The 26,889-nt window shown below is 63.4% G+C and carries 29 protein-coding genes; 15 read left to right on the top strand and 14 right to left on the bottom strand.

Going from position 1 to position 26,889, the window contains the following annotated elements; genetic code table 11:
- Positions 1-208 precede the first annotated feature (208 nt).
- From ACF8O8_RS24730 to ACF8O8_RS24720, 3 genes are all read left to right on the top strand, one after another.
- A complete protein-coding gene (locus ACF8O8_RS24730) occupies positions 209-589 on the top strand; it encodes a Mor transcription activator family protein (RefSeq protein ID WP_010953799.1) in 381 nt (126 codons plus the stop codon).
- Positions 590-654: 65 nt separating this feature from the next.
- Complete coding sequence (locus ACF8O8_RS24725; RefSeq protein WP_392510637.1) at positions 655-1,299, top strand: DUF2589 domain-containing protein; 645 nt, start codon at positions 655-657, stop codon at positions 1,297-1,299.
- Between the two features lie 74 nt (positions 1,300-1,373).
- Positions 1,374-1,928, top strand: coding sequence for a DUF2589 domain-containing protein (locus tag ACF8O8_RS24720; RefSeq protein WP_010953797.1), 555 nt, complete (start codon positions 1,374-1,376; stop codon positions 1,926-1,928).
- Between the two features lie 19 nt (positions 1,929-1,947).
- Here ACF8O8_RS24720 and ACF8O8_RS24715 read toward each other — a convergent pair whose 3' ends face one another.
- Genes ACF8O8_RS24715 through ACF8O8_RS24705 form a run of 3 tightly spaced genes read right to left on the bottom strand, consistent with a single transcriptional unit; the run spans position 1,948 to position 8,064 of the window.
- Positions 1,948-5,622: a translocation/assembly module TamB domain-containing protein gene (locus tag ACF8O8_RS24715; protein ID WP_392510636.1), complete on the bottom strand. Its 3,675-nt coding sequence runs from the start codon at positions 5,620-5,622 to the stop codon at positions 1,948-1,950.
- Complete coding sequence (locus tag ACF8O8_RS24710; RefSeq protein ID WP_104887882.1) at positions 5,619-7,361, bottom strand: autotransporter assembly complex family protein; 1,743 nt, start codon at positions 7,359-7,361, stop codon at positions 5,619-5,621. The genes ACF8O8_RS24715 and ACF8O8_RS24710 overlap by 4 nt, the downstream gene beginning before the upstream one ends.
- 52 nt (positions 7,362-7,413) lie before the next feature.
- On the bottom strand, positions 7,414-8,064 hold the full coding sequence (locus ACF8O8_RS24705; protein ID WP_004576713.1) for an N-acetyltransferase: 651 nt from the start codon (positions 8,062-8,064) through the stop codon (positions 7,414-7,416).
- 162 nt (positions 8,065-8,226) lie between these two features.
- Here ACF8O8_RS24705 and xthA point away from each other — a divergent pair, with 162 nt between their 5' ends.
- Entirely contained in the window at positions 8,227-9,039 is an 813-nt protein-coding gene (xthA, locus tag ACF8O8_RS24700) for an exodeoxyribonuclease III (RefSeq protein ID WP_392510635.1), read from the top strand.
- A gap of 40 nt (positions 9,040-9,079) precedes the next feature.
- On the opposite strand, the gene ACF8O8_RS24695 is transcribed toward xthA, so the two are convergent.
- Both ACF8O8_RS24695 and ACF8O8_RS24690 read right to left on the bottom strand, forming a co-directional pair.
- Positions 9,080-9,832 carry an anti-sigma factor gene (locus tag ACF8O8_RS24695; RefSeq protein WP_010953792.1) on the bottom strand — a complete coding sequence of 251 codons (753 nt, stop codon included), beginning with the start codon at positions 9,830-9,832 and terminating at the stop codon, positions 9,080-9,082.
- A complete protein-coding gene (locus ACF8O8_RS24690; RefSeq protein WP_004577197.1) occupies positions 9,829-10,350 on the bottom strand; it encodes a sigma-70 family RNA polymerase sigma factor in 522 nt (173 codons plus the stop codon). The genes ACF8O8_RS24695 and ACF8O8_RS24690 overlap by 4 nt, the downstream gene beginning before the upstream one ends.
- A gap of 124 nt (positions 10,351-10,474) precedes the next feature.
- Between ACF8O8_RS24690 and ACF8O8_RS24685 the strand changes: the two genes are divergently transcribed.
- The 5 genes from ACF8O8_RS24685 (at position 10,475) to ACF8O8_RS24665 (ending at position 14,273) form a co-directional block, all read left to right on the top strand.
- Positions 10,475-11,527, top strand: coding sequence for a catalase family peroxidase (locus ACF8O8_RS24685; protein ID WP_010953791.1), 1,053 nt, complete (start codon positions 10,475-10,477; stop codon positions 11,525-11,527).
- Positions 11,524-12,057 carry a cytochrome b gene (locus ACF8O8_RS24680; protein ID WP_064491068.1) on the top strand — a complete coding sequence of 178 codons (534 nt, stop codon included), beginning with the start codon at positions 11,524-11,526 and terminating at the stop codon, positions 12,055-12,057. The genes ACF8O8_RS24685 and ACF8O8_RS24680 overlap by 4 nt, the downstream gene beginning before the upstream one ends.
- 81 nt (positions 12,058-12,138) lie before the next feature.
- Positions 12,139-13,344, top strand: coding sequence for an MFS transporter (locus tag ACF8O8_RS24675; protein WP_003248036.1), 1,206 nt, complete (start codon positions 12,139-12,141; stop codon positions 13,342-13,344).
- Positions 13,345-13,425: 81 nt separating this feature from the next.
- The gene (locus tag ACF8O8_RS24670; protein WP_003248033.1) at positions 13,426-13,971 is read left to right on the top strand and encodes a cupin domain-containing protein; all 546 of its coding nucleotides are present in this window, start codon (positions 13,426-13,428) and stop codon (positions 13,969-13,971) included.
- Positions 13,972-13,973: 2 nt separating this feature from the next.
- Positions 13,974-14,273: a hypothetical protein gene (locus ACF8O8_RS24665; protein ID WP_350297773.1), complete on the top strand. Its 300-nt coding sequence runs from the start codon at positions 13,974-13,976 to the stop codon at positions 14,271-14,273.
- Here the strand turns inward: ACF8O8_RS24665 and ACF8O8_RS24660 are convergent.
- Positions 14,246-14,860: a 2-hydroxychromene-2-carboxylate isomerase gene (locus tag ACF8O8_RS24660; protein WP_392510634.1), complete on the bottom strand. Its 615-nt coding sequence runs from the start codon at positions 14,858-14,860 to the stop codon at positions 14,246-14,248. The two genes, ACF8O8_RS24665 and ACF8O8_RS24660, sit on opposite strands and share 28 nt — an antisense overlap.
- Before the next feature lie 28 nt (positions 14,861-14,888).
- Positions 14,889-15,620 carry an SDR family oxidoreductase gene (locus ACF8O8_RS24655; protein ID WP_010953786.1) on the bottom strand — a complete coding sequence of 244 codons (732 nt, stop codon included), beginning with the start codon at positions 15,618-15,620 and terminating at the stop codon, positions 14,889-14,891.
- Positions 15,621-15,709: 89 nt separating this feature from the next.
- Between ACF8O8_RS24655 and ACF8O8_RS24650 the strand changes: the two genes are divergently transcribed.
- Both ACF8O8_RS24650 and ACF8O8_RS24645 read left to right on the top strand, forming a co-directional pair.
- The gene (locus ACF8O8_RS24650) at positions 15,710-16,273 is read left to right on the top strand and encodes a TetR/AcrR family transcriptional regulator (protein ID WP_010953785.1); all 564 of its coding nucleotides are present in this window, start codon (positions 15,710-15,712) and stop codon (positions 16,271-16,273) included.
- On the top strand, positions 16,260-16,853 hold the full coding sequence (locus ACF8O8_RS24645) for a DUF4157 domain-containing protein (RefSeq protein ID WP_010953784.1): 594 nt from the start codon (positions 16,260-16,262) through the stop codon (positions 16,851-16,853). The genes ACF8O8_RS24650 and ACF8O8_RS24645 overlap by 14 nt, the downstream gene beginning before the upstream one ends.
- 257 nt (positions 16,854-17,110) lie before the next feature.
- On the opposite strand, the gene ACF8O8_RS24640 is transcribed toward ACF8O8_RS24645, so the two are convergent.
- Entirely contained in the window at positions 17,111-18,112 is a 1,002-nt protein-coding gene (locus tag ACF8O8_RS24640; protein WP_392510633.1) for a bile acid:sodium symporter family protein, read from the bottom strand.
- A gap of 106 nt (positions 18,113-18,218) precedes the next feature.
- On the opposite strand from ACF8O8_RS24640, the gene ampC reads away from it, so the two are divergent.
- Positions 18,219-19,361, top strand: coding sequence for a class C beta-lactamase (ampC, locus tag ACF8O8_RS24635; protein WP_014591258.1), 1,143 nt, complete (start codon positions 18,219-18,221; stop codon positions 19,359-19,361).
- Positions 19,362-19,661: 300 nt separating this feature from the next.
- Positions 19,662-19,994 (top strand): hypothetical protein, encoded by a 333-nt coding sequence (locus ACF8O8_RS24630; protein WP_003253895.1) that lies wholly within the window; start codon positions 19,662-19,664, stop codon positions 19,992-19,994.
- A 46-nt stretch (positions 19,995-20,040) separates the two neighbouring features.
- Here ACF8O8_RS24630 and ACF8O8_RS24625 read toward each other — a convergent pair whose 3' ends face one another.
- The 6 genes from ACF8O8_RS24625 to ACF8O8_RS24600 all read right to left on the bottom strand — a co-directional run bounded on the left by ACF8O8_RS24625 (position 20,041) and on the right by ACF8O8_RS24600 (position 24,080).
- A complete protein-coding gene (locus ACF8O8_RS24625; RefSeq protein ID WP_010953779.1) occupies positions 20,041-20,352 on the bottom strand; it encodes a hypothetical protein in 312 nt (103 codons plus the stop codon).
- Between the two features lie 141 nt (positions 20,353-20,493).
- Positions 20,494-20,682: a hypothetical protein gene (locus ACF8O8_RS24620; protein ID WP_003253897.1), complete on the bottom strand. Its 189-nt coding sequence runs from the start codon at positions 20,680-20,682 to the stop codon at positions 20,494-20,496.
- A gap of 138 nt (positions 20,683-20,820) precedes the next feature.
- On the bottom strand, positions 20,821-21,141 hold the full coding sequence (locus ACF8O8_RS24615) for a YbjQ family protein (RefSeq protein ID WP_003258990.1): 321 nt from the start codon (positions 21,139-21,141) through the stop codon (positions 20,821-20,823).
- 70 nt (positions 21,142-21,211) lie between these two features.
- A complete protein-coding gene (locus tag ACF8O8_RS24610; protein ID WP_003253899.1) occupies positions 21,212-22,096 on the bottom strand; it encodes an EamA family transporter in 885 nt (294 codons plus the stop codon).
- Positions 22,097-22,258: 162 nt separating this feature from the next.
- Complete coding sequence (locus ACF8O8_RS24605) at positions 22,259-23,014, bottom strand: class II aldolase/adducin family protein (RefSeq protein ID WP_392510632.1); 756 nt, start codon at positions 23,012-23,014, stop codon at positions 22,259-22,261.
- 22 nt (positions 23,015-23,036) lie between these two features.
- Complete coding sequence (locus ACF8O8_RS24600) at positions 23,037-24,080, bottom strand: ABC transporter substrate-binding protein (protein WP_017147666.1); 1,044 nt, start codon at positions 24,078-24,080, stop codon at positions 23,037-23,039.
- A 174-nt stretch (positions 24,081-24,254) separates the two neighbouring features.
- On the opposite strand from ACF8O8_RS24600, the gene ACF8O8_RS24595 reads away from it, so the two are divergent.
- Positions 24,255-26,207: an FAD-dependent oxidoreductase gene (locus ACF8O8_RS24595; RefSeq protein WP_392510631.1), complete on the top strand. Its 1,953-nt coding sequence runs from the start codon at positions 24,255-24,257 to the stop codon at positions 26,205-26,207.
- 39 nt (positions 26,208-26,246) lie between these two features.
- A complete protein-coding gene (locus ACF8O8_RS24590) occupies positions 26,247-26,846 on the top strand; it encodes a helix-turn-helix domain-containing protein (RefSeq protein ID WP_014591264.1) in 600 nt (199 codons plus the stop codon).
- Positions 26,847-26,889: the final 43 nt, after the last annotated feature.

The following is a 26,889-nucleotide window of genomic DNA, read 5'->3' as shown; positions in this document are numbered from 1 at the left end:
GAAACCAGGAGGCGCAGCCAGATGTCCACGCCATTTCCTACAGCGCCAGATATCGCTGCCTGCAAATCCTGTTCACCGAAGCTACAACCCCCAACCCATATGCCGCCTAGCGACGCGCCTCGGCTGTCGCACAGAATTTGCTCACACCTTCGACATAACGCCGTGGGTGATCGGGTCGCACATCCCATCCACCCCGAAGGAGCGCCATATGCAAATGCCAGATTTGAGCCAGATCGATATCAGCCAACTGCCCCACTCGCTGCAGGCCCTGATCGACTGTATCGGCATCGAAAACGCCTACCAGCTGACCTGCGCCTACGGCGGCAGGCCCAAGTACATCCCCAAGCACCGCGAGCGCACCAAGCTCGCTGACGTGCTGCCGGCCGAAGCGCTCGACGCACTGATCAAGCGCTTTGCCGGGGTCGCCCTGGAGATCCCCAAGGCTGACCACTTTCTGCGTCAGCTGCGCAACCAGCAGATCCAGAAGGAAAGCGCCAACGGTTTGTCCCGCAGCCTGCTGGCCAACAAGTACGGCCTGAGCCTGCGGCAGATCGGCAACATCCGGCGCCAGGAGCTTTGCGAGCGCTGACGCCCGACCACCTTGGCTGCTATTCGCGGCTGCCTTAACCCACTAGATAGAGCGAGCTTCCCGATATGCCGTTAGATAACAGCCTTATAGGCTCCGTGATCAATGCCCTGCCGATGGACCGCATGATCGCCGGCCCCTTGCAGGCCATGGTGCAGGCGCAGGTAACCGCCAGCAAATCGTACGCCGATTTCCTGATGCAGGTATGCGTCCAGGATGGCAAGGCAGTGGCCATCCAGTTCGACTACGACGAAACCATTGTCGACGAACAGGGCGAATACAAAGGCGTGGTCAGCAAGACCATGAAAGTGCCGCTGATGGCGGCCATTACCCACCCGAACATTTCCATCGAAGAGGGCACTGTAGAGTTCGAGCTAATTATCAACCAGATGTCGGAAGATGTTTCCAGCAAGGACATGAATGCAGAAGCCACCGGCTCACTGGGATGGGGGCCGTTCAGGCTGAACGTGAAAGGCAGCGTGAGCCACAAATCCACGCAAACCCGCAAAACAGATACCCGTGCCCGCTATGCCTTCAACACGACCCTGAAGCGTCAGGAACCGCCCGAAGCGATGATGAGGGTAATCGAGTTCCTCACTGACGCCGCAACCAAGCCAACCATTGTCCGAACCGCCGAACTGGAAAGCCCGGACGAAATATCCCAGGCGGACACCTTGAAACGGCCCGCGCCTGCAAACCTACCGACCCCGTAAAACGCTAGCGCTTGACCCATAGCCCCTCCTGCCGGTAGCGGGAGGGGCACACCCTGGCCTGAGGAGTCGAATCATTGCAAAAGCCCCCCGCCCCCATGACCTCCATTGACCTGCGTGAAATTACCCGCGGCCTGCAAGAAGCCGCCAGTGCCACCAACAGCCTGATTGCTCAGCAGTACATCAACCTGTTCGACCAGTTTTTCGAGTGCGACACAGAAGCGCTGGGCGCCCCCATGAAAGCCAAGATGGTCGAGGTGGCCATGGATGGGCAGCACATCATGCGCGTCCCCCTGTTTGCGCTGGTGTCACCTAAAGGCCTGGCCCTTGAGCGCATGCAGGTCGACCTTTCGGTAAGGGTCAAAGGCACCGAGGCGCAGCAGGCACTGCTGACCGCGAGCGAGAGCAAGGCCGCGAGCTTCAAGGTCACCATTGGTGGCCAAGGCCGTCAGGGCGAAAACCGCGACCCGGACGAAGTGCAGATCCGCATGCAGTTCCAGGCGAGCGAACCGCCAGAGGCCCTGAACCGGTTGATCGAGGAATACACCAACCTGATCGTCCCGGTACGCGCCACCACCCCACCGCCCTCACCCGACACCAACGAGTTCATCGAGGCGGCCACCGTCCGTTGATGGCCGCCACGCTGCGGGCCTAGAAGTCGCGCTTGTAGAAGATGTCCAGTGAGCTTGCCAGCCCACTGGCGGCCTCGAGGTAGACCTTCTTGCTCAGCTTGTAACGCAACGCGATCGTGTTGGCCGGTTCGAACACGCCCACCCCGTAACGAAGGCTGAGCTTCTCGGTGATGTTACCGCTGGCGACCACGCTGGTGCTGTTGCCAGAACCTTCGGTATCCAGTTGAAAGTCGTCGATCCCCAGGCTCGACGCCAGGCTGCCGGTAATGCCGGCGCTCCCGGCAAGGCCCAGGCCCAGCGCTGCCTCGGCGAGCATGTTGTTATCTTCGCCGGTATTGCCCAATGGTCGGCCCAAGACCAGGTACGAAAGCGCCTGCTCCTGGCTCATGGCCGGCTCCGAGAACACTTTGGTCGTCGGCTGCTCGGCGCTGCCGCTCAGGCGGATGCCGGCTATCACATCGTCAACCTTGCGGATCGCTTCGATGTCCAGATACGGCTGGTCGATCGGGCCGGCGAACAGCAGACGCGCCCGGCGGATGGTGAGGCGCTGGCCGTAGGCACGGTAGCGGCCGTCTGCCAGGCTCAGTTCGCCACGGGTATCGAGGTTATCGCCGATGTGCACATGACCCAGCAGGTTGGCAGTCAGCCCGAAACCGCTGAACGACAGCTTGTCGCGGCCGACTTCGACATCGATGTCCATGGCCATGGCCATGGGGGGTTTGCCTTCCTCGGTCTGATGACCGACGATTACCGTGTCATCCGACACCTTGACCGTGGACGGCGGCAGCTCACGTACAGTGATCTTGCCCTTGGGTACCTGCACCTTGCCGGTCACCGCCAGCTTGTCATCGATCAGGCGCAAAGTCAGGTCCGGGGCAACTTCCAGTGTGGCGTAGGGCTCGACCGCGACCGGCAGTTGCTGGCCTTGCAGACGCACGTCCATGCCCAGTGCCTGCCCCCAGGTGAGGTTGCCGCTCAACTGGCCACGTCCCGCCTCGCCACTGCGCCAGTTACCGTTGAGCTGCACCTGCTCGCCGGCAATCAGCGCCTGCAATGACAGGTCCTGAAGGCTGGCCGGCAGCTCGGCGCCACTGACTTCGCCTCCGCTGAGCATCAGGTTGCCGTTGACCTGAGGCGCCAGCAAGGTGCCTGAAAGCCGACCACTGCCATTGAGCTGCCCGGCCAGGCGTTCGACCATGGGCACGAATGGGCGGGCCACCGACAGGTCCAGCCCGGCCAGGCGGAAATCACCCGACAACGGTTTGTTCTTGCCCAGCGGATCGAGCCGCGCGTTGACGTTCAGCTCACCCAGGCGCTCACCGCGAAACGCCAGGCGCGTATCGATACGCCGCGGTGCCAACGTGCTGTCCAGGCGCAGGGCCTGATAAGGGAAATCGATCCAGCGGCCTTTGTCGCGCACGCGCAGGGTGCCGCCACTGGCATCGACCACGACAGTGCCCTTGGGGCCGCTGGCCGGGATGTCCAGGTTGATGTCGGCATTGAGCAGGCCTTGCCAGGCAAAGTCCTTCGGCAGCCACTGGGCCAGGCTGCCCAGCGGGAACTGCTTGAGGTGGTAGCGCAGGCGCGGTTCGGGGGCCAGTCGCTGGTCGTCGCCACACAGGCTTGCCTGGCCGGAGCGCCAGCAGTGGGCCCCGAAGTCGAGCTGGCCGCTGGCCAGCCGCTGCAGGCGTGCAGGCGCCTGCAACTGCCACTCCTGGCCACCGGCCTGGATTCGGCCAGTGGCCAGTCGGCCGCGCCAGTCACCTTTGTTCAACTGGCCATCCAGGCCAAGGTCGAGCTTGAGCTGCGGGCCGTCCAGCGCCAGGGTCAAGGCCTGTTGGCGAATGTCGCCCTTGCCGTTGGCCTGCAACGTGCCCAAGGCTGTGTCACCCAGGTGGATACCGGTTGCCTTGAGCTCGACTACACCGCGTTGGGCGTTGTCCAGGCGGGCATCCAGGTCCAACTGCTGCAGGCGGTTTTCGGCCTGGGCCAAGCGCTGGCCCTGCAGGGTGAGCGTACCTTGCGGGGCCTGCAAGGTGCCGGCGACATCCAGCCGGCCCTTGACCCGGCCTTGTAGCCTCGGCCACAGCTGGCCGAGGCGCGGCAAGTCAAGGTCGATTCGCCCAGCCAGGCGCTGTTGCAAGCTGCCACTGCCGTTGATGCGGTTGTCACCCAGCTGGATGGCCAGTGTGCCCAGGGTCCAGTTTTGCCCTGCCCCCTGGGTCTCGGCCTTGAGCATGGCTGGCTGGCCACGCAGGCGGCCCTTGAGGTCAAGCTGGGCATCCAAGGTAAGCGCATCGCCTTTGAGTTCGCCTTTGCTGCGCAGTGGCCCCGCCAGGGTACCCGGCAATTCGGCCAGCCAATAGGCCGGGTCGAGCGCGGAGAGCTGCAGGTCGACATCCCAGGCCAGGGTGTCGGCAAAACGTACGGCGACACTGCCGGCTGCCTTGCCTTGGCCGGCGGTCAGCGCCAACTGCGGCAGTTTCACCTGGGTGAGGTCACCTTCGAACGGGCTGGCGATGCTGAACGCTCCCGCCGGGCCGTCCAGGTCCCCCGTGAAAGTCCCCTGGTAATTGCCATCGCGATAATGCACCTGGGTATTGAAGCGTTTGAGGGTGACTTCGGGCGGGGTCTCCATCGGGTACAGGCGCAACCACGGGAAGTCCTGCCAGTCCAGCTGCGCATCGGCGCTCAGGCCTTGCTGCCAGTCAGCCGTGGCTTGCAGCTTGACCCGTTGGCTGTCGCTGGCGGTCAGGTCCAGGGCATCGAGCCTGGCGCCTTTGCTGTCGACCAGACCGGACAGGAGCAAGGCGATCGGTGACTGCTCGGCCGGCAGGCTGGCCTTACCGGACAGTTTATAGCCATCGAGCAGATCGCCCTTGGCATCGAGCTCGAGCGCGTTCAATTGCAGGGTGTCAGGCAACGCACCAGCCGGCTTGAACGCCTCGGAGCGGATGTGCAAGGTCGCCGGCAGGTGCTCGGCCAGTGCCTGCAACTGCCCGCTCACTGTGGCATCGAGGTAACCACTGCTGGTGCCGGCGAGTTCCAACGTCTTCTGCATTTGGCCATTGGCCGTCAGTGCCAGTTGCCAGGGTTTTTCGTCTACCGCAGGCAACTGCAATTGCGCCTGTAGTTTTACCGGCCAGTCGCCTTCGGGTTGCAGGTCGCCCTGTAGGCTCAATTGCAGGTCGTCGCGCAGCAGCCGCAGGCTGTCGATGCGTATCCCGCTGTTGGTCCAGTGCGCAGCCAGATGCAAATCGCCAAGCAGATCGCTGCCATCCAGGCGCAGCTGCCCGACCTTGACCTCGCCCAGTTCGATGGCCAGCGGCAAGCGCAGAGTCGGCAATTGCAGCGGGGCGCTCTCGGTGGGTTCGGTGCTTGGCGCAAAGGCCATGTCAATGCGGTCTGCCTGCAACTGGTCAATGCACAAGGTCGCGCGCAGCAAGCAGGCAGGCGACCAGGCCAGCAACGGCGCCTGCATCTCTACCGTGCTGCCGCCGTCGGCCCAGGTTAGCCGGCTGGCCTGCCAACTGCCCGCCAGGCGCCCCTGGAAGTCGGCCACTTCAAGCCCAGGCACCTTGCCCAGTACCCAGCGGCTGCCGGCCTGGGTACCCAGCAGCAAGCCGAGCACCAGGCCCACGCTCGCAACACCCCCCAGCAGGCCCAGTGAAGTAAATTTGATTACGCGTTTCACAGCTCGGGCCCCATGGAAAAGTGCAGGCGAATGCCCCCTTCGTCATCCAGCGCCTTGGCCAGGTCCAGGCGCAGCGGCCCGACTGGCGATACCCAGCGCACACCAAAGCCGACACCGGTCTTGAGGCTGGGCAGCTCCAGGTCGTTGAACGAGTTGCCTTGGTCGACGAACGTCGCGACCCGCCATTTTTCGGTCAGCGAATACTGGTACTCGACACTGCCTGCCACCAAGTAGCGCCCGCCGATACGGTCACCGTCGCTGTTCTTCGGCGACAGGGTCTGGTAGTCGTAACCGCGCACACTCTGGTCGCCACCCGCGAAGAAACGCAGCGACGGCGGAATGTTGTTCTTGAAGCCATTGGTTGCACTGCCACCAAACTGTACGCGTCCGAGAAAGCGGTGGTTGTGGCCGAGTGTGGTCAGGCCTTTGAGCAATACGTTGCCGTGCAGCAGGTTGGTGTCGGACACCAGCCCTTCCTTGGCACCTTGAACATCGAACTGCAGGCGATAGCCGTTGTGCGGATCGATACGGTTGTCACTGCGCAGGAAGGAAAAGCTGACGCCCGGCATCAGCAGGTTGCTCAAACCGGAGTCGTCACCCAGGCGATATTCTTCGCGTTGGTACTTGAGCGAAATCACCCGCTGCCAGCCACTGGGCAGCTTGCTGTGCCACTCGGGGCCGACCGTCAACAGCTTGCTGAGCGTGTCGGTGCCGGCAAGCTCCTCGTTCTGGTAGCCGCCGGCAAAGCGCAACTTGTCGGTCAGCGGCGGGTCGAGGGGAATGTCATACCACAGGCCGACGTTCTGGCGCGGGGCCGACAGTTCGGTTTCCCAGCCATAGCTGTGGCCTTGTGGGTTGACCCAGTGGCGGGTCCAGTTGGCCTTGCCGCGCGGCCCGACGTCGGTCGAGAAGCCCAGGCCAAGGCCCATGGTGCGTGGTTTACGGGTTTCCAGATGAACATCCACCGGGACTTCTTCGCCCACAGCAGCAGTGGGCGCCGCATCCACGCGCACGCCTTCGAAATAGCCGCTCGATTGCAGGTCGTTGTTCAGCTCTGCGACCAGTTCCGAGTCGTAAGGGGTACCCGGCTTGAACGACACCATGCGCTGCAGCAGGTCCTCGTCCAGCGGTGTGTCGCCACCGAAGGTGACGGCGCCCAGGCGATAACGCGGGCCACTCTGGTAGACCAGTTCGATATCCGCCACACCGGCTTGCGGGTCGACGGCCAGGCGCTGGCTACTGAAGCGCCCACTGAAGAAGCCATAGCGCGACGCCTGGTTCTGGATCAACCGCTTGGCATCCTCGTAATGGCCGTGATTGAGTTGTTCACCCGGCCGCAGCGCCTTGCTGTCAGGCACGCGGAAGGCCTTCATCTCGCTGGCTGGGCCCTCGATGCGCACGGTCACGTTGCGCAGGCGAATCGGTTCGCCCGGGTTGATGCTGATGATCAGTTGTGGGGGATGGTCTGCGTCGCTGGCGGGCTTGACCTCGGTATCGATCTGCGCCTGATAGTAGCCGAGTGCCTGCGCCGCTTTGCGCGCCTGCTCCTCTGCCCCGCGACTGAAGCGTAAAAGTGCTTCTTCGTCGCGGTCACCCAATGTGCCTATATAGCCTTCGACATTGGCCTTGAGCGCCTTGTTGGCCGGTTTCACCTTCACCAACAACTCGCTCTGGCCCCATGCTGCGAAACTGGCGACCCAGAATACCAGGCCCCAGGTCAATCTTCCTGAATACGTCATGCGGCGCATGCTACCAGAGCCGGGCGCTCAAGGGAGCCGCCTGGCGGCCTGTTCAGGCAAAAGCGGGTTTTGAAGAGACTGGATTAGGATGAAAGAACACCCTCTCTCGGATTGGTCCTACAGCTACTTCGCCAATTTCCTCGTAACCCTGACGCTGGTAAAAAGCCAGGTAGTGCTCGTTACCGGTGTCCAGCACCACCCCTTGGGTGCCTGGGTCTTCCGCGCACCAGTCGTGCACAGCTTGTAACAATTGCTCGCCGTAGTGCTTGCCCTGAAACTGCGGATGCACCCCCAGCAAAGGCAACACATGCACCTGGTCAGTGGGCAGACAGCTGGCCAATGCAGCCTGGTAGTCCATGTAGCGCCGCGTACAGCGCAGGCCGGTACCCAGCATCATGCGCAGGCGCCAGGCCCAGCTGTCGGCCACGCCCAGCCGGCGCTGCGGCGGCACGATCAGGGCCAGGGCAATCAGGCGGTCCTCGACCAGCAGGCCGATGGCGGGCAGTTGCAGGTAGAAGTGCTGGCGCACCCATTCGCGCACCATCACCCGCAGGCGCCGCTCATACCCCGGGCGCTGGGCTTCGAAGATATAGGCGAAGGTGGGCTCGTGGCGGTAGGCGTTGTACAGCAGCGAACGTGCCTCGCGGCTGTAACCGTCGTCGAGCAGGCAGACACGGGCCGGGGCGGCTGTGGTTTCGGGCATTGCGGGCAGACCTCCTGGAATGGGCATTCAGTGCCTTGGAGGTGCCCCAGCGCGCTTCGTTCACCCCCAACAGCACGTTAGCAGCAGGCTCGCCTGGCCGCCATGCTGGTGATGCAGGTCGATGTCGGCTAGCATCGCGCCTTTTACCGGGATTGTCTTTCCATGAAGATCGTCTGTTTCAACATCAACGGCCTGCGGGCCCGCCCGCATCAGCTGGCGGCGCTGATCGAAAAGCACCAGCCGGACGTGATCGGCCTGCAGGAAACCAAGGTCAGCGACGATCAGTTCCCGCTGGCCGACGTGCAGGCACTGGGTTACCACGTGCACTACCATGGCCAGAAAGGCCACTACGGCGTGGCCCTGCTGTCGCGCCAACCGCCGCTGAGCCTGCACAAGGGCTTTGCCACCGACGAAGAGGATGCCCAGCGCCGCTTCATCTGGGGTACCTTTGCCGATGCCGAGGGCAGCCCGATCACCATCATGAACGGCTATTTCCCCCAAGGCGAAAGCCGCGACCACCCCACCAAGTTCCCGGCCAAGCAGCGCTTCTACAGCGACCTGCAGGCACTGCTGGAAAGCCAGTTCCGCAACGACCAGCCAGTGCTGGTGATGGGCGACATGAACATCTCGCCGCAAGACTGTGATATCGGCATTGGCCCGGACAACGCCAAACGCTGGCTGAAGACCGGCAAGTGCAGCTTCCTGCCGGAGGAGCGTGAGTGGATGGAACGTTTGAAAGGCTGGGGGTTGGTAGACAGCTTCCGCCACCTGTACCCGGACGTGACCGACCGTTTCAGCTGGTTCGACTACCGAAGCCGCGGCTTCGAGGACGAGCCCAAGCGCGGCCTGCGCATCGACCTGATCATGGCCTCACAGCAGCTGGTGCCGCGCATCAAGGCAGCGGGCGTGGACTATGAGCTGCGCGGGATGGAAAAGCCGTCGGACCATGCGCCGATCTGGCTGGAGTTGAGCTGATTAGGGTGACGGGCCCAAGGTGCACACCTTGGGCCCACACTTACAACCCCAACCTCAACGCCTCCCCCACCCCCGCCCCACGCACATCGTCCGCCGCGCTGACCAAGGCAAAGTTATAAGCCCCATGCGACCAGTACCGCGCCTCCAGCTGGCCATCGACCCGCTGCCCGTCCGGCATGCGCCGATAAAGGTTGCCCGGCGAGCGCAGGAACAGGCTGATGCGCTGGCCCTTGCCATCTTCGAATACCAGTAATGCAGCCGGCCCCTGCTCGTTGCTGAGCAAGCGCGCGCCCACCGGTTTGAAGCCATATCCCGCCAGGTCCGGTAACTGGCCCACCCGGCTGAAATGGCGGCCCAGCCAGTCGCGCAACTGCCCAGGATCACTGGCCTGGATATCCAGTGCTTCACTGCCGGCGAACAGACGGTGCGCCTGTACAGCATCAGCCATGGGCAGGTCGACCCGCGCCAGGGTTGCATCGCGCACTTGCCAGCCGCCCAAGCCCCCCACACCCAACGCCAGCATCACTACCGCCGCCGCAGCCCAGCGCCGCTGCCGACGCTGGCGCAATTGCCGACGCAACTGGCCAAGGTCCAGCTGCGCCGCACCGGGCAGCTCGCCCAACCCGGCCAGCGCTGTGCGCAGCCTTCGGGCATCGGCGCGCCAGCCTTCCACCCGTGCCGCAGCTTGCGGGTTGGCCGCCAGCCAGGCCTGCACCTCGGCCCGGCGCACAGGTTCCAGGCGTTCATCGACGAAAGCGTGCAATTCATCATCGCTGGGGATCAGCCGCGTCATTTCAGTCTCCGCAAGGCCGGGGGTTGGGGGTTGCCCTCGGTCAGTTCGCGCAAGGCATTGCGCGCGCGCGACAGGCGCGACATCACAGTGCCGATGGGGATGCCCAAGGCCTGGGCGGCCTCCTTGTAACTCAAGCCTTCGATGCTGACCAGCAACAACAAGGCACGCTGCTCCGCCGTCAGCCGGGCAAAGGCCTGCAGGTCGGCCTGTGCCAGGACGATGGTTTCGAGGTTGTCACCGACCGGCTCATCGTCGTGCTCGTTACGGCCGAACCAGGACAACCAGCGCGCATGCAATCGCTCACGGCGCTTACCGTCGAGGAACTGTCGATACAGGATGGTGAACAGCCAGGCACGCAGGGCATCGGCGTCCCGTTGCTGGTCGCGACGGCTCAGGGCCCGCTCGACCGTAGCCTGCACCAGGTCGTCGGCGCTGCCCGGCTCGCGGGTCAGCCACACGGCAAAGCGGCGCAGGCGGGCCAGCAGCTCGCGCCACTGGTGGTCGTCCAAATCATGCATGGCTAGGTCCCGGCCTCTGGGGTTGTCAGTGTAAAGGGCAGACGCCTGTGAACAAATTCTATTCCCGATGAGGGAATAACTTTTTCTCTGACACGTCGTACTGGCACCTTCACTGAACCGGACGATGACCATGAACACACCCTTGCACGGCCCGGCCAAAGCCTTGCGCCTGGCCGCCATTGGCGGCGTGCTGCTGGCCGCAGGTGCCGGCTTTGCCTATGCCGCTGGCTGGCTCGGCGCCCCCCGACTGACGCCACAGCGCATCATCGACACCTTCGAAGCCCAGGCCGGGCATTACCCAGGCTACCGCAAGAACCACGCCAAGGGCTTGTGCGTGAGCGGCTACTTCCAGGCCAGCGGGCAGGCCGCCAACCTGTCCACGGCGCGCGCCTTCAGCCAGCAACGGGTGCCGGTGGTTGGCCGCTTTGCCATTGGCGGTGCCAACCCGTTCGCCCCGGATACGGGTATACCGGTACGCAGCCTGGCGATTGAGCTGAGCACCGACGATGGCCAGGTCTGGCGGACCGGCATGAACAACCCGCCGGTACTGGCAGTCAGCACGCCCCAAGCGTTCTACCAGCAAGTACTGGCGAGTGCACCAGACCCGGCGACCGGCAAACCGGACCCTGGCAAGCTGCAGGCGTTCTTCGCCGCCCACCCGGAAAGCGCGGCGTTTCGCCAATGGGCGGCGGGTTACAAACCCAGCGACAGCTTCGCCAACACGCAATACCACAGTATCAATGCCTTCCGCCTGATCGACGCAGCTGGCGCGGCCCACCCGGTGCGTTGGCAGCTCGAGCCACAAACTGCATTTGCAGCATTACCCGCGCAAGTTGATGACAAGCAATTCCTGCAACACGACTTGCAGCAGCGCCTTGCCCAAGGCCCATTGCGCTGGACGCTGCGCCTGGTACTGGCCGAACCAGGCGATGCCGTGGACGACCCTGCCCGGCCGTGGCCCGCCGAGCGGCGCAGCGTGGACGCCGGCACCCTGGTGCTGGAACAGGTAGACGCCCCCGAGCAAGGGGCCTGCCGCGACCTCAACTTCGACCCGCTGATCCTGCCGCGCGGTATAGAGGCGTCGGCCGACCCGATCCTCGCCGCCCGCTCGGCCGCCTATTCGGAATCCTTCAACCGCCGTAGCCGCGAATCGCTCAGCACCGGAGCCAAGCCATGAAACCTCAAGCCTTCCACCCTTTCGCCCGCTTGTTGCACTGGCTGATGGCCGTGCTGATTCTGGCCATGCTGTTCATCGGCGTGAGCATGGTCGCCGACCTGTCGCTACGTCACCCGGTGTTGATCAGCCTGCACAAGGCCACCGGGCTGGCCCTGCTGGTGCTGGTGGTACTGCGCATCGCTGTGCGCCTGACCCTACCTCACCCGCCCCTGCCGAACGACCTGCCAAAACTGCAGCGCTGGGCCGCCGGAGCCTCGCATCTGCTGCTCTATGGCCTGATGCTGGCCATGCCGCTGCTGGGCTGGGCCATGCTGTCGGCAGGCGATTACCCGCGCCCGCTCGGCTTGCCCGCCATCGCCCCCCACAACCTGCAGCTATATGCCGTGTTGCGCCAGGCCCATGGCTGGGCCGGCTACCTGCTGTTTGCCACGGTGCTGGTGCATGTGGGGGCAGCCTTGATGCATGCATGGGTGCGTCGCGACGGTGTGTTGCGTAGCATGTGGCCTGGCCCCTTGCACCGCAGCGAATGAACGGTAGCAGCACGGGGTTCGACAATCGATAATGATTCCTAATAATATCGATTTTGTTTGCCACTCTGCCCTGGACTGCCCATGAACGTCGCAAAGGATCCTGCAACCCTTCTGCCTGCCAGCACCCTGAACCTGCGCCCGCTGTTGCTGGCCAACATGGCCTGCACCATGTCGATGATGGCCTTCGTCGCCCTGATCGGCCCGATAGCCCGTCAGCTTGGCATGGCCACCTGGCAAGCCGGCGCCGCCGTGACCGTGGCTGGCGTGGTCTGGGTGCTGCTGGCCCGGCCCTGGGGCCGCGCGGCAGACCGCCTGGGCCGCCGGCGCATCCTGCTGCTGGGCAGCGCCGGCTTTACCCTGGCCTACTGGCTGCTGTGCCTGTTCGTCGAAGGCGCCCTGCGCTGGATGCCGGGGGCGACCTTGGCGTTCATCGGCCTGATGATCGCGCGCGGTTGCATCGGCGCCTTTTATGCCGCCATCCCGGTAGGCTGCAATGCGCTGATCGCCGACCATGTGGAGCCGCAACGCCGGGCGCGGGCCATGGCCTCACTGGGAGCAGCCAACGCCGTCGGTCTGGTGGTCGGGCCGGCGCTGGCCGCACTGCTGGCGCGGCACAGCCTGAGCCTGCCGTTCCATATCATGTCGCTGCTGCCGGCCACTGCCTTCCTCGTGCTGTTTTTCACCCTCAAACCACAGGCGCTGCCGCACAGCCACGCCCCCAGCCCGGTGCGGCTGAACGACCCGCGCCTGCGCCGGCCGCTGCTGGTGGCATTCAGCGCCATGCTCAGCGTGACCGTGTCACAGATCATCGTCGGTTTCTTTGCCCTTGACCGCTTGCATCTGGGCCCTGCCGAAGCGGCCCAGGCGGCTGGCATCGCCCTGACCACCGTGGGTGTGGCACTGATGCTGGCCCAGGTGATACTGCGCCAACTGGAGTGGCCACCGCTGAAGATGATCCGGGTGGGTGCCACGGTATCGGCACTGGGCTTTGCCTGTGGCTCGCTGGCCACCACGGCGCCGTGGCTGTGGGCTTGCTATTTTGTTGCGGCGGCCGGCATGGGCTTCGTGTTCCCGGCGTTTTCGGCACTGGCGGCCAATGCCATGCAGGCCTCCGAACAAGGCGCCACGGCCGGTTCCATTGGCGCCGCCCAAGGCATGGGCGCGGTGATCGGGCCGCTCGCCGGTACCTTGGTGTATGCCCTTGATCCGCGCTTGCCATTCCTGGCCGTGGCCGTGCTGTTGCTGCTGGTCGGGCTGTGGCCAATGCCGCGTGAGCAGCGGGTTTGAGAAGCACAGCGCGCAAGGGCGCAGAGTGTGTTTTAATGCGCATCGCTCATTATTATTGACACCTCTGATTACAAGGCGGCTATGGACACGGGGACGCGACTCAAACTGGTGCGTGAACGCAACAACCTCTCCCAACGGGAACTGGCCCGTCGCAGCGGGCTGACCAATTCGACGATCTCGCAGATCGAGCAGAATCGCGTCAGCCCTTCGGTCAGCTCCCTGAAAAAACTGCTCGAAGGCATTCCCATGAGCCTGGCGGAGTTTTTCAGCTTCGACGAGCCGGTGCGTGAGGAACGCTACGTATTCCGTGGTGGCGAACAACCCGACCTGGGCCGCAATGGCCTGCGCATGCTGCTGGTCGGCGCCAGCGTCGAAGGCCGCCAAATGCGCATGCTGCGTGAGCTGTACGCACCCGGCGCCGACTCTGGCGAGCCGATCGTGCACGCTGAAGGCGAAGAATGCGGGTTGGTCACCCGTGGCACCGTCGAGCTGTGGGTCGACGGCCAGGTCAGCGTGCTCAATTCGGGCGACGGCTACTACATCCCCACGACCCTGCCGCACAGCTTCAAGAACATCGGCCCGGATGAGGCCGAGATCATCAGCGCCAACACGCCGGCGAATTTCTGATCTTGACCCACAGACGTTCACCGAACGCCCGGGATGTCTACCAGTGCCTGCGCAATGTGGCCCTTGGCGTGCACCACCTTGAGGTGGCTGCACGCCGCGATGGCGGCCTGATCGATGTCGGCATCCAGGGCTGGCAACTGACGTTGGCCCTGGATACCGAAGGCCTGGCGCATTGCGTTCATTGCCAAGCCCCCGACGGCGAACAGGCCGGCCTCGAACACTGGCAGCGCTATGGCACCAACCCCGCCGACCTGCTCAGCCTGTGGGAGCGCACTCAGCTGGAGAGGCTGCTGGCCCCCTGACGTAGCGCCTCCTCGACAAAGTCCAGGCGGTCCTGGCCGAAGAACATCCCGTCACTGACAAAACAGGTGGGCGCGCCAAACACCCCGCGCGCCACAGCGGCCTCGGTCGCGTGCTTTAGCGCTGCTTTTACTTCGCTGTCAGCGGCCAGGGCATGAAAAACCTGTGGGTCGAAGCCTGCCTGCGCGAGTGTTTCATTCAGCACAGCGCTGTCGCTCAGGTTGCGGCGCTGTACCCATAGCCCAGTGAACAGCACCGATAGCAATGCCTCGAACCGATCCGGTGAACGCAACTGGGTCCCTGTCACGCCGCGCATCAACGTCAGGGTATTGACCGGGAAGCCCGGCGGCATCCCGAACGGCACACCGTAGCGTTCGGCAAAGCGGGCCAGGTCGGTGAACATGTAGCGCCCTTTGGCCGGGATCATGGCCGGCGAAGCATTGCCGGTAGCCTGGAAAACCCCGCCAAGCAGCATTGGCCGGTAGCGCAGCGTAGCGCCGTGGCGGGCACACAGGTTCGGCAGTTGGGTCCAGGCCAGGTAGCTGGCCGGGCTACCCAGGTCAAAAAAGAAATCGACAGACGTTTGCATGGTGACGGTCCTTGCATGTTAACGGGGGTTACCAGCGTTCCATCCAGGGGCGCAGGTCCAGCTCGAAGGTCCAGGCGTCGCGGGGCTGGGCGTGCAGGAACCAGTAACTGTCGGCAATGTGCGCCGGGTCAAGGATGCCATCCTGGTCCTTGAGGGCATAGCGCTCGGGGAAGCTGTCGCGGATGAAGGCCGTGTCGATGGCACCGTCCACCACCACATGGGCGACATGGATGTTGCGTGGCCCCAACTCGCGCGCCATGCTCTGTGCCAGGGCACGCAAGCCATGCTTGGCCCCGGCGAAGGCGGCAAAACCGGCTGCGCCGCGGGTACCGGCTGTAGCGCCGGTGAACAGGATTGTGCCGCGCTCACGCTGAACCATGCGCCGGGCCACCGCCTGCGCGGTGAGGAAACCGGCAAAGCAGGCCATTTCCCAGATCTTGAAGTACTTGCGTGGGGTTTCCTCGAGAATGCTGCACGGCACATTCGCACCGATATTGAAGACAAATGCCTCAATCGGACCTATATCACGCTCGATAGTCTCTACCAGTTCGGCCACCTCCTCTTCCTTGCGCGCATCAGAGCCAAAACCGTAGGCCTGGCCGCCAGCGGCGTGTATTTCCTCCAGCAGCGGCTGCAGTTTGTCGGCCTGGCGACGGGTTACGCAGGCAATATAGCCCTCACGCGCAAAACGCTTGGCGATCTCGCCGCCAGTGGCGTCGCCCGCCCCGATCACCAGCACGACTTTTTGTTGTTCTGACATGCCTGCCTCCATTGGTAAATGATCGTTTAGTAAACGAACGCTATGTTATGATCGCGGTCATCGTCAAGCCTGTTTGCCGAGGCATGTGAATGCGCTACTCCAACGAACACAAACAGCAAACCCGCGAGCGGTTGCTGGCCAGCAGCGGCGCGCTGGCCAAGCGCGGGGGTTTTGCCAGTACCGGCGTGGCCGGGTTGATGAAAGCGATCGGCCTGACCGGCGGTGCCTTCTACAACCACTTCCCGTCCAAGGACGACCTGTTTACCGAGGTGGTACGCCAGGAGCTGAGCAACAGCCCCCTGGCACGCCTGGCCAGCAAGGGAGCCAACCGTGAACGCCTGGGCCGCTGCCTGCAGCAGTACCTGAGCCTGGTCCACCTGCGCAATGCCGAAGGTGGATGCCCGTTGCCGCCGCTGGGTGTGGAAATCGCCCGGGCCGACACGCCGGTGCGTGAAGTGGCTGAGCACTGGCTGGTAGAACTGCACCGGGCCTGGAGCACAACCCTGGAGGATGAGCAGCTGGCCTGGGTGCTGATCAGCCAGTGCGTAGGGGCATTGCTGGTCGGGCGCATGCTGGCCAGTGAAAGCGTGCAAGCGCAGGTACTGGGCGCCAGCCGCCAGTTTGTCGAACAGGCCCTGCATGAGGCGGATTAGTGCCCTGCTGGGTTTGCTATTGGCCCTCCCTGCGCTTGCCGAACAGGCCTGCCCGCCTGGGCAGTATCAAGTGTGCCTGATGGGCTGCTTCTGCGCCCCGATCGACCCAGGCCAGGCCGGGCAGATCCTCAAGGATGTGGAGGTCATGGCCTCGTCCAGCCTGGCATACGCCTTGCGCCAGGCCCGCGACGAAGCCACGGCCAGCGGTGTGCAGCCGATTCCGTTGCATATTCGGGCGCAGCTGGAACCCTGGTATGACTTTGCCGTGCTCGACGCGGCGCGCTTCCGGGTGGGGGATGAGCAACAGATCAGCGCAGCCAATGCGCTAATGCAGAACCCCGATGTGAACGCCGTTACACTGATCGACACGATCATCTTCCGCCGGGCCGCCGATGCCGAGGACAACGTGGCCTTGTGGGCGCACGAGCTCAAGCATGTGCAGCAGTATCAGGAGCTGGGCGTGGAGGAATTTGCCCGACGCTATACGCGCAACTTCGACGACCTGGAGGGGCCGGCCTACAAGATCGAGGCCGAAGTCGACAAGGCGCTGCGCGAGCGTCGTTCAGGCCTGGCCCGCTGATCGCTGCCATTGCGCTCCACATCTACAGCGCCTGTCTTGCCCGGCGCAAAATTCAGCCGTTAGCGCGAACCAAGGTAGGAGCGGGTTTACCCGCGAATACGGTGACGGCGGCAACGATGAACGACGGGTGGAGATTGGCCAGAAGGCACGGCCTCTTCGCGGCTATCAACCCTTTGATACGACCAAGCTTTTCAGCTCTCAGCACCGCAGAAAAGCTTGACCGCCAACACAGCATCTACATGGGAACGTAAAGGCGCTCAAGACACCGCCGAAGCCTCCACCGCCTGCTCACGGCTGGCATAACGCTGCGCCAGCACAGCACACACCATCAGCTGTATCTGGTGGAACAGCATCAGCGGCAGGATCATCGCGCCAATGCCACTGCCCACGAACAACACCTGGGCCATGGGCACACCCGTAGCCAGGCTTTTCTTGGAGCCGGCAAACAGGATGGTGATACGATCCTCAAGGTCAAAGCCCAGCGCCTTGCCAAGCAAGCGGGTGCCAAACAGCACCACTGCCAGCAGAATTGAGCACACCACGAACAACCCCGCCAAATGCTGCGGCGATACGGTGTGCCACAAACCGGTAACCACGGCCTCACTGAAGGCGGTGTACACCACCAGCAGGATCGAACCCTGGTCCACCACCTTGAGCCAGCGCGCATTGCGCTTGACCCAGGCGCCGATCCAGCGCCGCGCGACCTGCCCGGCAACGAACGGCACCAGCAGCTGCAAAGTGATCTTCAACACCGCATCCAGGCCGGAACCTGTATCACCACTGGCACCCAGCAACAACATCACCAGCAACGGGGTGAGGAAGATACCCAACAGGCTGGAGGCCGCTGCGCTGCAGATGGCCGCCGGCACGTTACCGCGGGCCAGCGAGGTAAAGGCAATGGCCGACTGCACGGTTGCAGGCAAGGCACACAGGTACAGGATGCCCAGATAAAGCTCGTTACCCACCAGCGGTACGAACAGAGGTTTGAACGCCAGGCCCAGCAGCGGGAACAATACGAAAGTACAGGAGAACACCAGTAGGTGCAGGCGCCAGTGCCCGGCACCGGCAATGATGGCTTCACGGGACAGTTTGGCGCCATGCAGGAAGAACAACAGGCCAATGGCCAGGTTGGTCAGCCAGCCAAAATACACCGCGCCATCGCCCGAGCAAGGCAGTACGGTGGCGATGAGTACCACACCGAGCAAGGCCAGGGTGAAATTGTCAAATAACATGCGCAAATACTTCATCACTGTATCCATCTTGTCATGGTGGGTGGGCAGACGATAAGGTCTTTGGCTCCCCGTCGCTAACGCCGGAACCCCGAGTGGTATCGCTCAACGGACACGCTCCACAAAAGGACTCACCATGCTCCGCCCACGTCTGGCTGCACTTGCAGCCGCCATTACCCTTGCCTTAGGCCATGCCAGCGCCCAGGCCGACGACCAGTTACAGGCCAAGGTCGACCAGATCATCCGCCCGCTCATGCAGGAACAAGGCATCACCGGCATGGCTGTGGCCATCTATGCACGCGACCACGCGCATTACTTCAGCTACGGTGTGGCCAGCAAGGCCGACAACGTACCGGTCAGCCGCGATACGCTGTTCGAGATCGGTTCGCTGAGCAAGACCTACACGGCCACCCTGGCCGCGCTTGCCAGCGCCGAGGGCAAGCTTGACCTCGAAGCCCCGGCCAAGCGCTATCACCCGGCATTGGCCGGCGTCCCCATCGGCGACGCGACGGTGCTGGAACTGGGCGCCTATAGCGCCGACTGCCTGCCACTGCAGTTCCCCGACACCGTACAAACACCGCAACAGGTAGTCGATTTCTTCCGCCACTGGCAACCTCGTGCCAAACCTGGCACCCAGCGCTGCTACTCCAACCCCAGCCTGGGTTTGTTCGGTGACCTGGCCGCCCGTGCGCAGCACCAACCGTTTTCCACGCTGATGAGTGAGGGCCTGCTGACGAAGATGGGCCTGAAAAACACCTACCTTCAGGTTCCGGCCAGCGCCCAGGGGCTTTATGCCCAAGGGTATGACGCCGACGACAAGCCGGTGCGTGTAGGGCCCGGCCCTTACGCCGATGAGGCCTACGGCATCAAAACCAGCGCCAGCGACCTGCTGCGCTATGTGCGGTTGCACATGCAGCCGCAGGGCCTGCCACCGGCCCTGGCGAAAGCCACCGCCATTACCCAGCAGGGCTACTTCCAGGTTGGCGCCATGACGCAAGGCCTGGGCTGGGAACGCTACCCCTACCCGGTCACGCTGAGCACACTGATCGATGGCAACAGCCCACAGCTGATCCGCGAACCGCAGGCCACCACTCGCTTGCAACCGGCCCTGCCCGCGCTACCGGCAGCCTGGTACAACAAGACCGGCGCCACCAACGGCTTCGGCGCGTACGCCGCGTTCGTGCCGGCAGAACAGCTGGCAGTCGTGCTGCTGGCCAATCGGAATTACCCCAACCAGGCGCGGGTTCAAGCCGCCTTCGACATCCTTTCCGGCTTATAACGCTCGCGTTGATTGTCGGACAAAACGACAGAATGTAGTGAGCAAAAATATTCACTACAAAATGGTTGACGCCGTTCATCGCGCTTGGGCATGATGAAGCCGTCTCCCCGATCGGGAGCGGTGGCAAGGGTGTTCCAGACGGCCTGCGCGGTAACGCAGGCCGTCCGTGGAGAGGGAAACTGTCCAAAAGGCAGCGTGAGAAAGCCCCTGTTGCGATGCTGCTGTAGCAGCCTTGGTAGTGCGCTACACCGTGATAGCGCCAACTGTGAAAATCACCTATGAATGGGTAATGGGGGCTTTATGATGAACTTGAACAACAATCCGACTATCGACCAATTGGCCCAGCTGTTCGCCGTGCGCAAGGACAGCCTTGACGACCATTTGCTGTGGGTTAGCCAAACCGGTGAAGTGCGCCTCGACCGCCTGCCACCGAACACCGTCGAAGATGAATTTGAAGAGCACCTGCCCAGCATGCGTGCCCGCTTCAAGGTCTACCGCCGTGGCCAAGGCTACGTCGGCAAGAAAGCCGCCGCCGACACTGAATTCGTTGGCCGCGTGCTGCAGACCCTGCAACAAGAATGGCCCGCTGCCCGTGAGCAGCAGGCAGTCAAGGTGATCGAACCGCTGAATTGAGGGTTCGCACCCTTACCAGAGCCCGGCCTGCATAGGCCGGGCTTTTTCATGCCTGGCGCCGCTGCAGACGGGTTTCCGGCAGAGGCAAGGCGCCTGTTGCCATCGCCCGGGCGCGGTCGACACCCCACACCAGCGCACGGGTCATGGTCTCGCCCGGCAGCGCGGGGTAATACTCTTCCAGCAACGCCCGCCCATCCCCGGCGTACAACCCCAGAAACAGCTGCGTCGCCCCCAGGCGCGACAAGCGCACCTGCACGTCCAGTGTGGTGCCGTCGCTGAGTGCTTCGTCGTGGCAGCGGCTGTGCAGCTGTGCGTCGGCCCACTGCCAATAGGTTTCTTCCCTGACTCGCATGAGCATTCAATCCTCCGTTGCTGGAATGCCGCGTCAGAAAACCACAGGCCGGGCCATCCGGCGAGCGCTACCGGGCAATACCATGAGGCGGATCAACGAATGGCAATAAAAACCCCGCCGTTGGGCGGGGTGTGTGCAGACGCGGGATCACTTCTTGAGCGGTACCCGCGGCATGAAGCGGCCTTTTTTGCTGCGCTGCAAATGTGCAGGCTGGAGCTGTTCGGAATCATCCAGCGTCATGTGGGCGAAACCCAGGCGAAATGCCGCCTGGCCGCAACGCACCTGGCTGTTGATCGGGAACGCATCGTTCAGGTCTTCGAAAAAGGATTCGCTCATGCCCAGTCTCCCTCCAGTGGCGGTCGCGTCGGCAACCAGACAAGTTGCCCAGGAAACGCGGCCTGTGAAAGTGAGACTAGCTGGTCATTTGCGGACCGACCGGACAAGAACCTTGTAGCCGACCAATGGCAAAGGGCTTTACTTCAGGCGCACTGCCGTACCGGTGGCAAATACCACGACCATGCCGCCCTGTACCGACGGCATGCTGATCTCAAAATCCACCCCCACTACCGCATCGGCTTGCAACTGTCGTGCCCGGGCCTTGAGTTCTTCAGTGGCCTGCTCCCGGGCCTCGCGCAGCGCGCTTTCCAGGGTTTGCGAACGGCCACCGAAGAAGTCGCGAAACCGTGCAAAGAAATCGCGCACGAAGTTGATGCCCTGCACCGATTCAGAACTGACCACGCCCAGGTATTCGGCAATCGGGCGGCCTTCGAGCTGGCTGGTGGTGGAAATGATCATGGATGCGCTCCGTTGGCCTGGCAGAAAGAGGCCGATTCTAACAGAGCGCAGGTCGGTAGATTTAAGCGCTTTACGCGTTGGCAGCCCGCAAACGCTGACCGATGCGCGCACCGAATACATTCACCAGCAGGCCGGCCATCACCAGCAATGCGCCCCAGCCCTGCGTAGCGGTCAGGCGCTCTCCCAGCAGCAACGCCGACGAACTCAGGCCAATCACCGGTACCAGCAGCGAGAACGGCGCCACTTTGCCTGCCGGGTGACGCGACAGCAACTTGCTCCACAGGCTGTAGCCGAGCATGGTGGCCACAAAGGCCAAATACGCCAGGGCCAGCACCGAACTCCAACTGATATTGGCCAAGGCATGGCCAATGCGCTCGGGGCCTTCCAGCCACCAGGACAGTGCCAGGAATGGAAGTGGCGGTATCAGCCCACCCCAGATCACCAACGCGACCAGGTCGACCGAGCCGAACCGTCGGGTAATGATGTTGCCCAGGCCCCACATCGCACCGCCACACAGGGTCAGCACCAACGCCAGCATGGGCACATGGCCGCCGTCTTCGCTGCCGATCAGTGCCAGGCCGCCGGCCGCCACCAGCAGCCCCAGCACGCTGGCCAGGCGCAGCCGCTCACCGAGAAACAACGCAGCAAAGCCGAGGGTGAAGAAGGCTTGCGACTGCAGGATCAACGAAGCCAACCCTGGCGGCATGCCGCTGTACATGGCCTGAAACAGGAACGCGAACTGGCCCAGTGAAATGGTCGCACCGTAAGCGATCAGCCAGCGCCACGGCAGTTTGGGCCGCCTGACCAGCAAGATCGCCGGGAACGCCACCAGCAAGAAACGCAATGCCCCCAGCAACATCGGTGGCAGCCCGTCGAGGCCAACCTTGATGACCACAAAGTTGACGCCCCAGGCGACAATCACCACCAGGGCGATAAGCAGGTCCTTGAGTGGCATTGCGACTTCCTTCTGCAGGCTTTTTAGACATATTTCGTTACAGCATAACGGTATTCCTTGAGAAGGGACCAGCACAGTTGAAACCAATGGTTGCACTACAGTGACTGTTCCGTCCGCCCGCTGTCGGCTGGACGACTAACTGCCAAATCAGCAAGCACAGGTTCAATCCAGATAACCAGGCGCCACCTTTTCCAACATTCGCAACAACGCCGCCCACGCCAAGTGCAGCGCATCCGGGTCGGTCAGTTCCCCCTGCTTCAACCCTCTCCCCGGCGCGTTGAACTGCCGTTCGGTACGCACGCACACTTCGGTCGACGGCAATATCAGTTGCCCAGCACTTTGCGCCGCCAACTGGATCTCGCAAGCCTTCTCCAGGTAGTACATGCGCAAGAAGGCTTCAGCCACACTGCGCCCCGTGGTCAACAGGCCATGGTTGCGCAGCATCATCACCGGCTTGTTGCCCAGGTCGGCCACCAGCCGTTGCTGTTCATCCATGTCCAGCGCGACGCCCTCGTAGGCGTGGTAAGCCACATTGCCGTAAAACTCCATGGACATCTGGTTGACCGGCAGCAGGCCACATTCCAGTGCGGCCACCGCGCAACCTGCGCGGGTGTGGGTGTGCAGCACGCACCGGGCATCCTCGCGGGCAGCGTGAATGGCACTGTGAATGACGAACCCCGCCGGGTTGACCGGGTGACGGGCAGCCCCCACCGGCCGCCCCTGCAGGTCGATCTTCACCAGGCTGGACGCTGTGATCTCCTCGAAGAGCAGGCCATACGGGTTGATCAGGAAATGGTGCTCCGGCCCAGGCAGGCGCAGGGAGATATGCGTGAAGATGAGATCGCTCATGCGAAAGTGCGCGATCAGCCGGTAGCAGGCAGCCAGCTCCCGACGCAGGCTTAGTTCCGTTGCAGTCATCTTGTTGCCCCTTTACTGAACGCTATTTGCTGGCCCAGGCGTTGAAGCGTTGCTCCAGTTCTTCGCCATGATCGACCCAGAATTCCACGTTCATGGCCAGCGCCCCTTGCAGGTTCTGTGGCGAAGTGGGTACCCAGTTGGCCAGCGCCGGGTCAAGCCTGGCCGCGGCTTGGGTATTGGTTGGCCCATAGGGGATCTGTTGTACATACCGCACCTGGGTATCCGGCTGATTGGCATAGGCAATCAGCCGCTTGGCCTGGTCGACATGCCGCGAGCCTTTGATGATCGCCCAATAGTCCATACCGTACAGGCTGCCAGGCCATACCACGGCCAACGGGCTGCCCTGCTGCGCCGCCACCGCAATTCGTCCGCTGTAGGTGGAGGTCATCACCACGTCACCGGCTGCCAGCCATTGCGCGGGTTGAGCGCCGGCGTCCCACCACTGGATATGGGGTTTGAGTTCACTGAGTTTGGCGAAGGCCCGCTCGACACCTGCCGGCGTGGACAATACCCGGTATACGTCCTCGACCTTGACCCCGTCAGCCAACAGCGCGAATTCCAGGTTGTACACCGCACGTTTGCGCAGGCCGCGCTTGCCAGGGTACTTGTCGACGTCCCAGAAGTCGGCCCACGACGCCGGCGCCTGGGCCAGCTTGCTGCGGTCGTAGGCAATAGCCACGCTCCAGACCAGCGCGGCCGACCCACAATCCTGTGCGGCTGCCGGGATCAGTTCGGCCGCATGGCCCAGGCGCTGCCAGTCCAGGTGCTCGTAGATCCCTTCGTCGCAGCCGCGCATCAAGTCAGGGCCTTCGATCTGTACCACATCCCAATCGACGTTGCCGGTGTCGGCCATGACCTGGATCCGCGCCATTTCGCCGTTGTATTCACTCTGGATCAGCTGGCTGCCGTCCTGGGCAATGAAGGGCTTGAAAATCGCCTCATCCTGGGCCTTCTGGCCCGCGCCGCCATAACCGACCACAACCATCTGCTGCGCAGCTTGCGCAGTGCCCAGGCCAAGGGCCAGCAAGGCTGCACAAAGGCCGGTCACACGTGGATATAGCTGCATCGTAGTTTCCTCCTGGCGGTGCCCGACGGGCCCGTTTTCTTGTTGTTCTGAGGTCACACCCTCGCCATGCGAGTGAGGAAAACCTAGACAGACGCAAGTAAAAAAACAAGTTGATTTTTTACTATCGCTACACTTTTATAAGTAAAAATAACAACACCGCACCGGAGCCGCCTGATGCAGACCGCCTTCCCACACCTGTTCGAGCCCTTGCAGATCCGCGGCAAACGCTTGAAAAACCGCATCATGTCCACCGGTCACGACACCTGCCTGCCCACCGACAACCTGGTCAACGACAAGCTGATCGCCTACCAGCGCGACCGCGCTGCCGGCGGCGTCGGCCTGATCGTGCTGCAGGTCGCCGGGGTGCACGACAGTGCCCGCTACACCTCGCATGTGCTAATGGCCACTGACGATGCCTGCATCGACGGCTACCGCCAGCTTGCCGAGGCCTGCCATGCGCACGGCACCGTGGTGCTGTCGCAACTGTTTCACCCTGGGCGGGAGATCATGGAGTCGGCAGACGGCCTGTTGGCGGTAGCCTACTCGGCGTCTGCGGTGCCCAATGAGCGCTTCCGGGTGATGCCACGGGCGCTGGACCAGGCAATGATCGACGAAATCGTCCAGGGCTACGCCAGCGCCGCCCGCCGCCTGCACCAGGCCGGCCTGGATGGCGTCGAGGTGGTGGCCAGCCATGGCTACCTGCCCGCGCAGTTTCTCAACCCGCGGGTGAACGTACGCAGTGATGGCTACAACGGTGACCTGGATCAGCGCCTGAGGTTCTTGCGCGAAGTGCTGGCCGCAGTGCGCGCGGCCACCGATGAGCAATTCATCATTGGCCTGCGCATCAGCGCTGACGAGCGCGACAGCCAGGGCCTGAGTGAGGACGAGTCACTGGCTGCTGCCATGGCCTTGCAGGGCCAGCTCGACTACCTGCATATCGTCGCCGGTACCTCGGCCTCGCTGGGTGGCGCGGTCCATATCGTGCCACCGATGGCCATCGAACCGGCGTACCTGGCCCGCGAGGCTGGCACCTTCAAGCAACAGCTGGCTATCCCCCTGTTCGTCACCGGGCGCATCAACCAGCCCCAGGAAGCCGAGCTGATCCTGGCCCGCGGCCAGGCTGATGTGTGCGGCATGACCCGGGCGCTGATCTGCGATCCGTCGATGCCAGCCAAGACCGAACGCGGCCAGGTCGAAGACGTGCGCGCCTGCATCGCCTGCAACCAGGCATGCATCGGCCATTTCCATCGTGGCTTGCCCATTTCCTGCATCCAGCGCCCGGAAACCGGGCGTGAGTTGCAGTACGGGCACCTCACGCCCACTTCCTCGCCCAAACGCATAATGATCGCCGGCGGCGGGCCGGCCGGCATGAAGGCCGCCGCCGTGGCCGCCGCGCGCGGGCACCAGGTCACGCTGTACGAGGCGGGCCCGCAGCTCGGTGGGCAGGTGCTACTGGCCCAGCTACTGCCACGGCGTAGCGAGTTCGGGGGTGCCAGTACCAACCTGCAACGGGAAATGGCCCTGGCAGGTGTAGAAGTGGTGCGCAACACCCGGGTCGACCGCGCACTGGTCGAACGTGAGCGCCCTGATCTGGTCATTGCTGCTACCGGAGCCACCCCCTACTGGCCGGCGTTCGAGCGTACCGGCGAGCTTCAGGTAGTGGACGCCTGGCAACTGCTGCGCAATGAAGTGAAACCGGGGCGTTCGGTGCTGGTGATCGACTGGCGCTGTGACTGGATCGGCCCCGGTATCGCCGAACGCCTGGTGCGCGAAGGCCATCAGGTCCAGTTGGCGGTCAACGGCACTCATTGCGGCGAGAGCCTGCCGCTTTACGTACGTGACCAACTGGCCGGCGAGCTGCATCGCCTGGGTATCCCTGTCACCCCATACGCACGCCTGTACGGCAGCGACGACAACACGGTGTACCTGCAGCACACCGCCAGCGGCGATCCGATGATCTTCGAAGGCATCGACACCTTGGTGCTGTGCATGGGGCATCAACCGCAAGACCGCCTGGCCACTGAACTGGCAGGTGTGGTGGACGTACGGCGGATTGGCGACTGCCTGGCGCCGCGCACGGCCGAAGAAGCGATTCACGATGGCCTGACGGTTGCCTGGGCGCTCTGAGGCTGTACATACTGCGGCTTTTGCGATGGACCGACGCGCATGAGCCAACCCCCCCAGCCCCCCGCCAGCGAACCCGGGGGCGCCGCGCCGCAGTTCCTCGGCACCCGCATCCGCGGCCTGCGCAAGCGCCGCGGCATGACCCTGGCGGAGCTGGCCGCACACAGTGAACTGACCGCAGGCTACATCAGCCAGCTGGAGCGCAACCTCTCCTACCCGTCGATCCCGGCGCTGTTCAACATCGCCCGCAGCCTGGGCGTGACCATCCAGTGGTTCTTCGCCAGCGAGGCCACCACCGCGCCCGAAGACCAAGGCTATGTGGTGCGGCGCAACAGCCGCCTGAGCGTGCATTACGAAGATGGCATCGTCGATCAACTGCTCACCCCCCAGCCCAACCGCCAGCTGGAGATGCTGCACTCACGTTTCCCGCCAGGTACCTACAGCCAGCAAAGCTACAGCCACGACGGCGAAGAAGCCGGTTACCTGCTCAGCGGCACGTTTGAGCTGTGGGTAGGCGAGCGGCATTTCCAGCTGAGTGAAGGCGACAGCTTCAGCTTCTCGAGCCAGGAACCTCACCGCTACGGCAACCCCGGTGAAGTGGATGCCGTGGTGATCTGGGTGATCACGCCGCCAACATTCTGAAGCACTCCAGCAAGCCCTGGTAACACCGTTGACCGGCAATACG

Source organism: Pseudomonas sp. TYF_14 (assembly GCF_043105275.1).
GTDB classification, from domain to species: Bacteria; Pseudomonadota; Gammaproteobacteria; order Pseudomonadales; family Pseudomonadaceae; genus Aquipseudomonas; species Aquipseudomonas alloputida.
The sequence above is the reverse complement of the archived record's forward strand: the minus strand, read 5'-3'. Positions and strand labels throughout refer to the sequence as shown.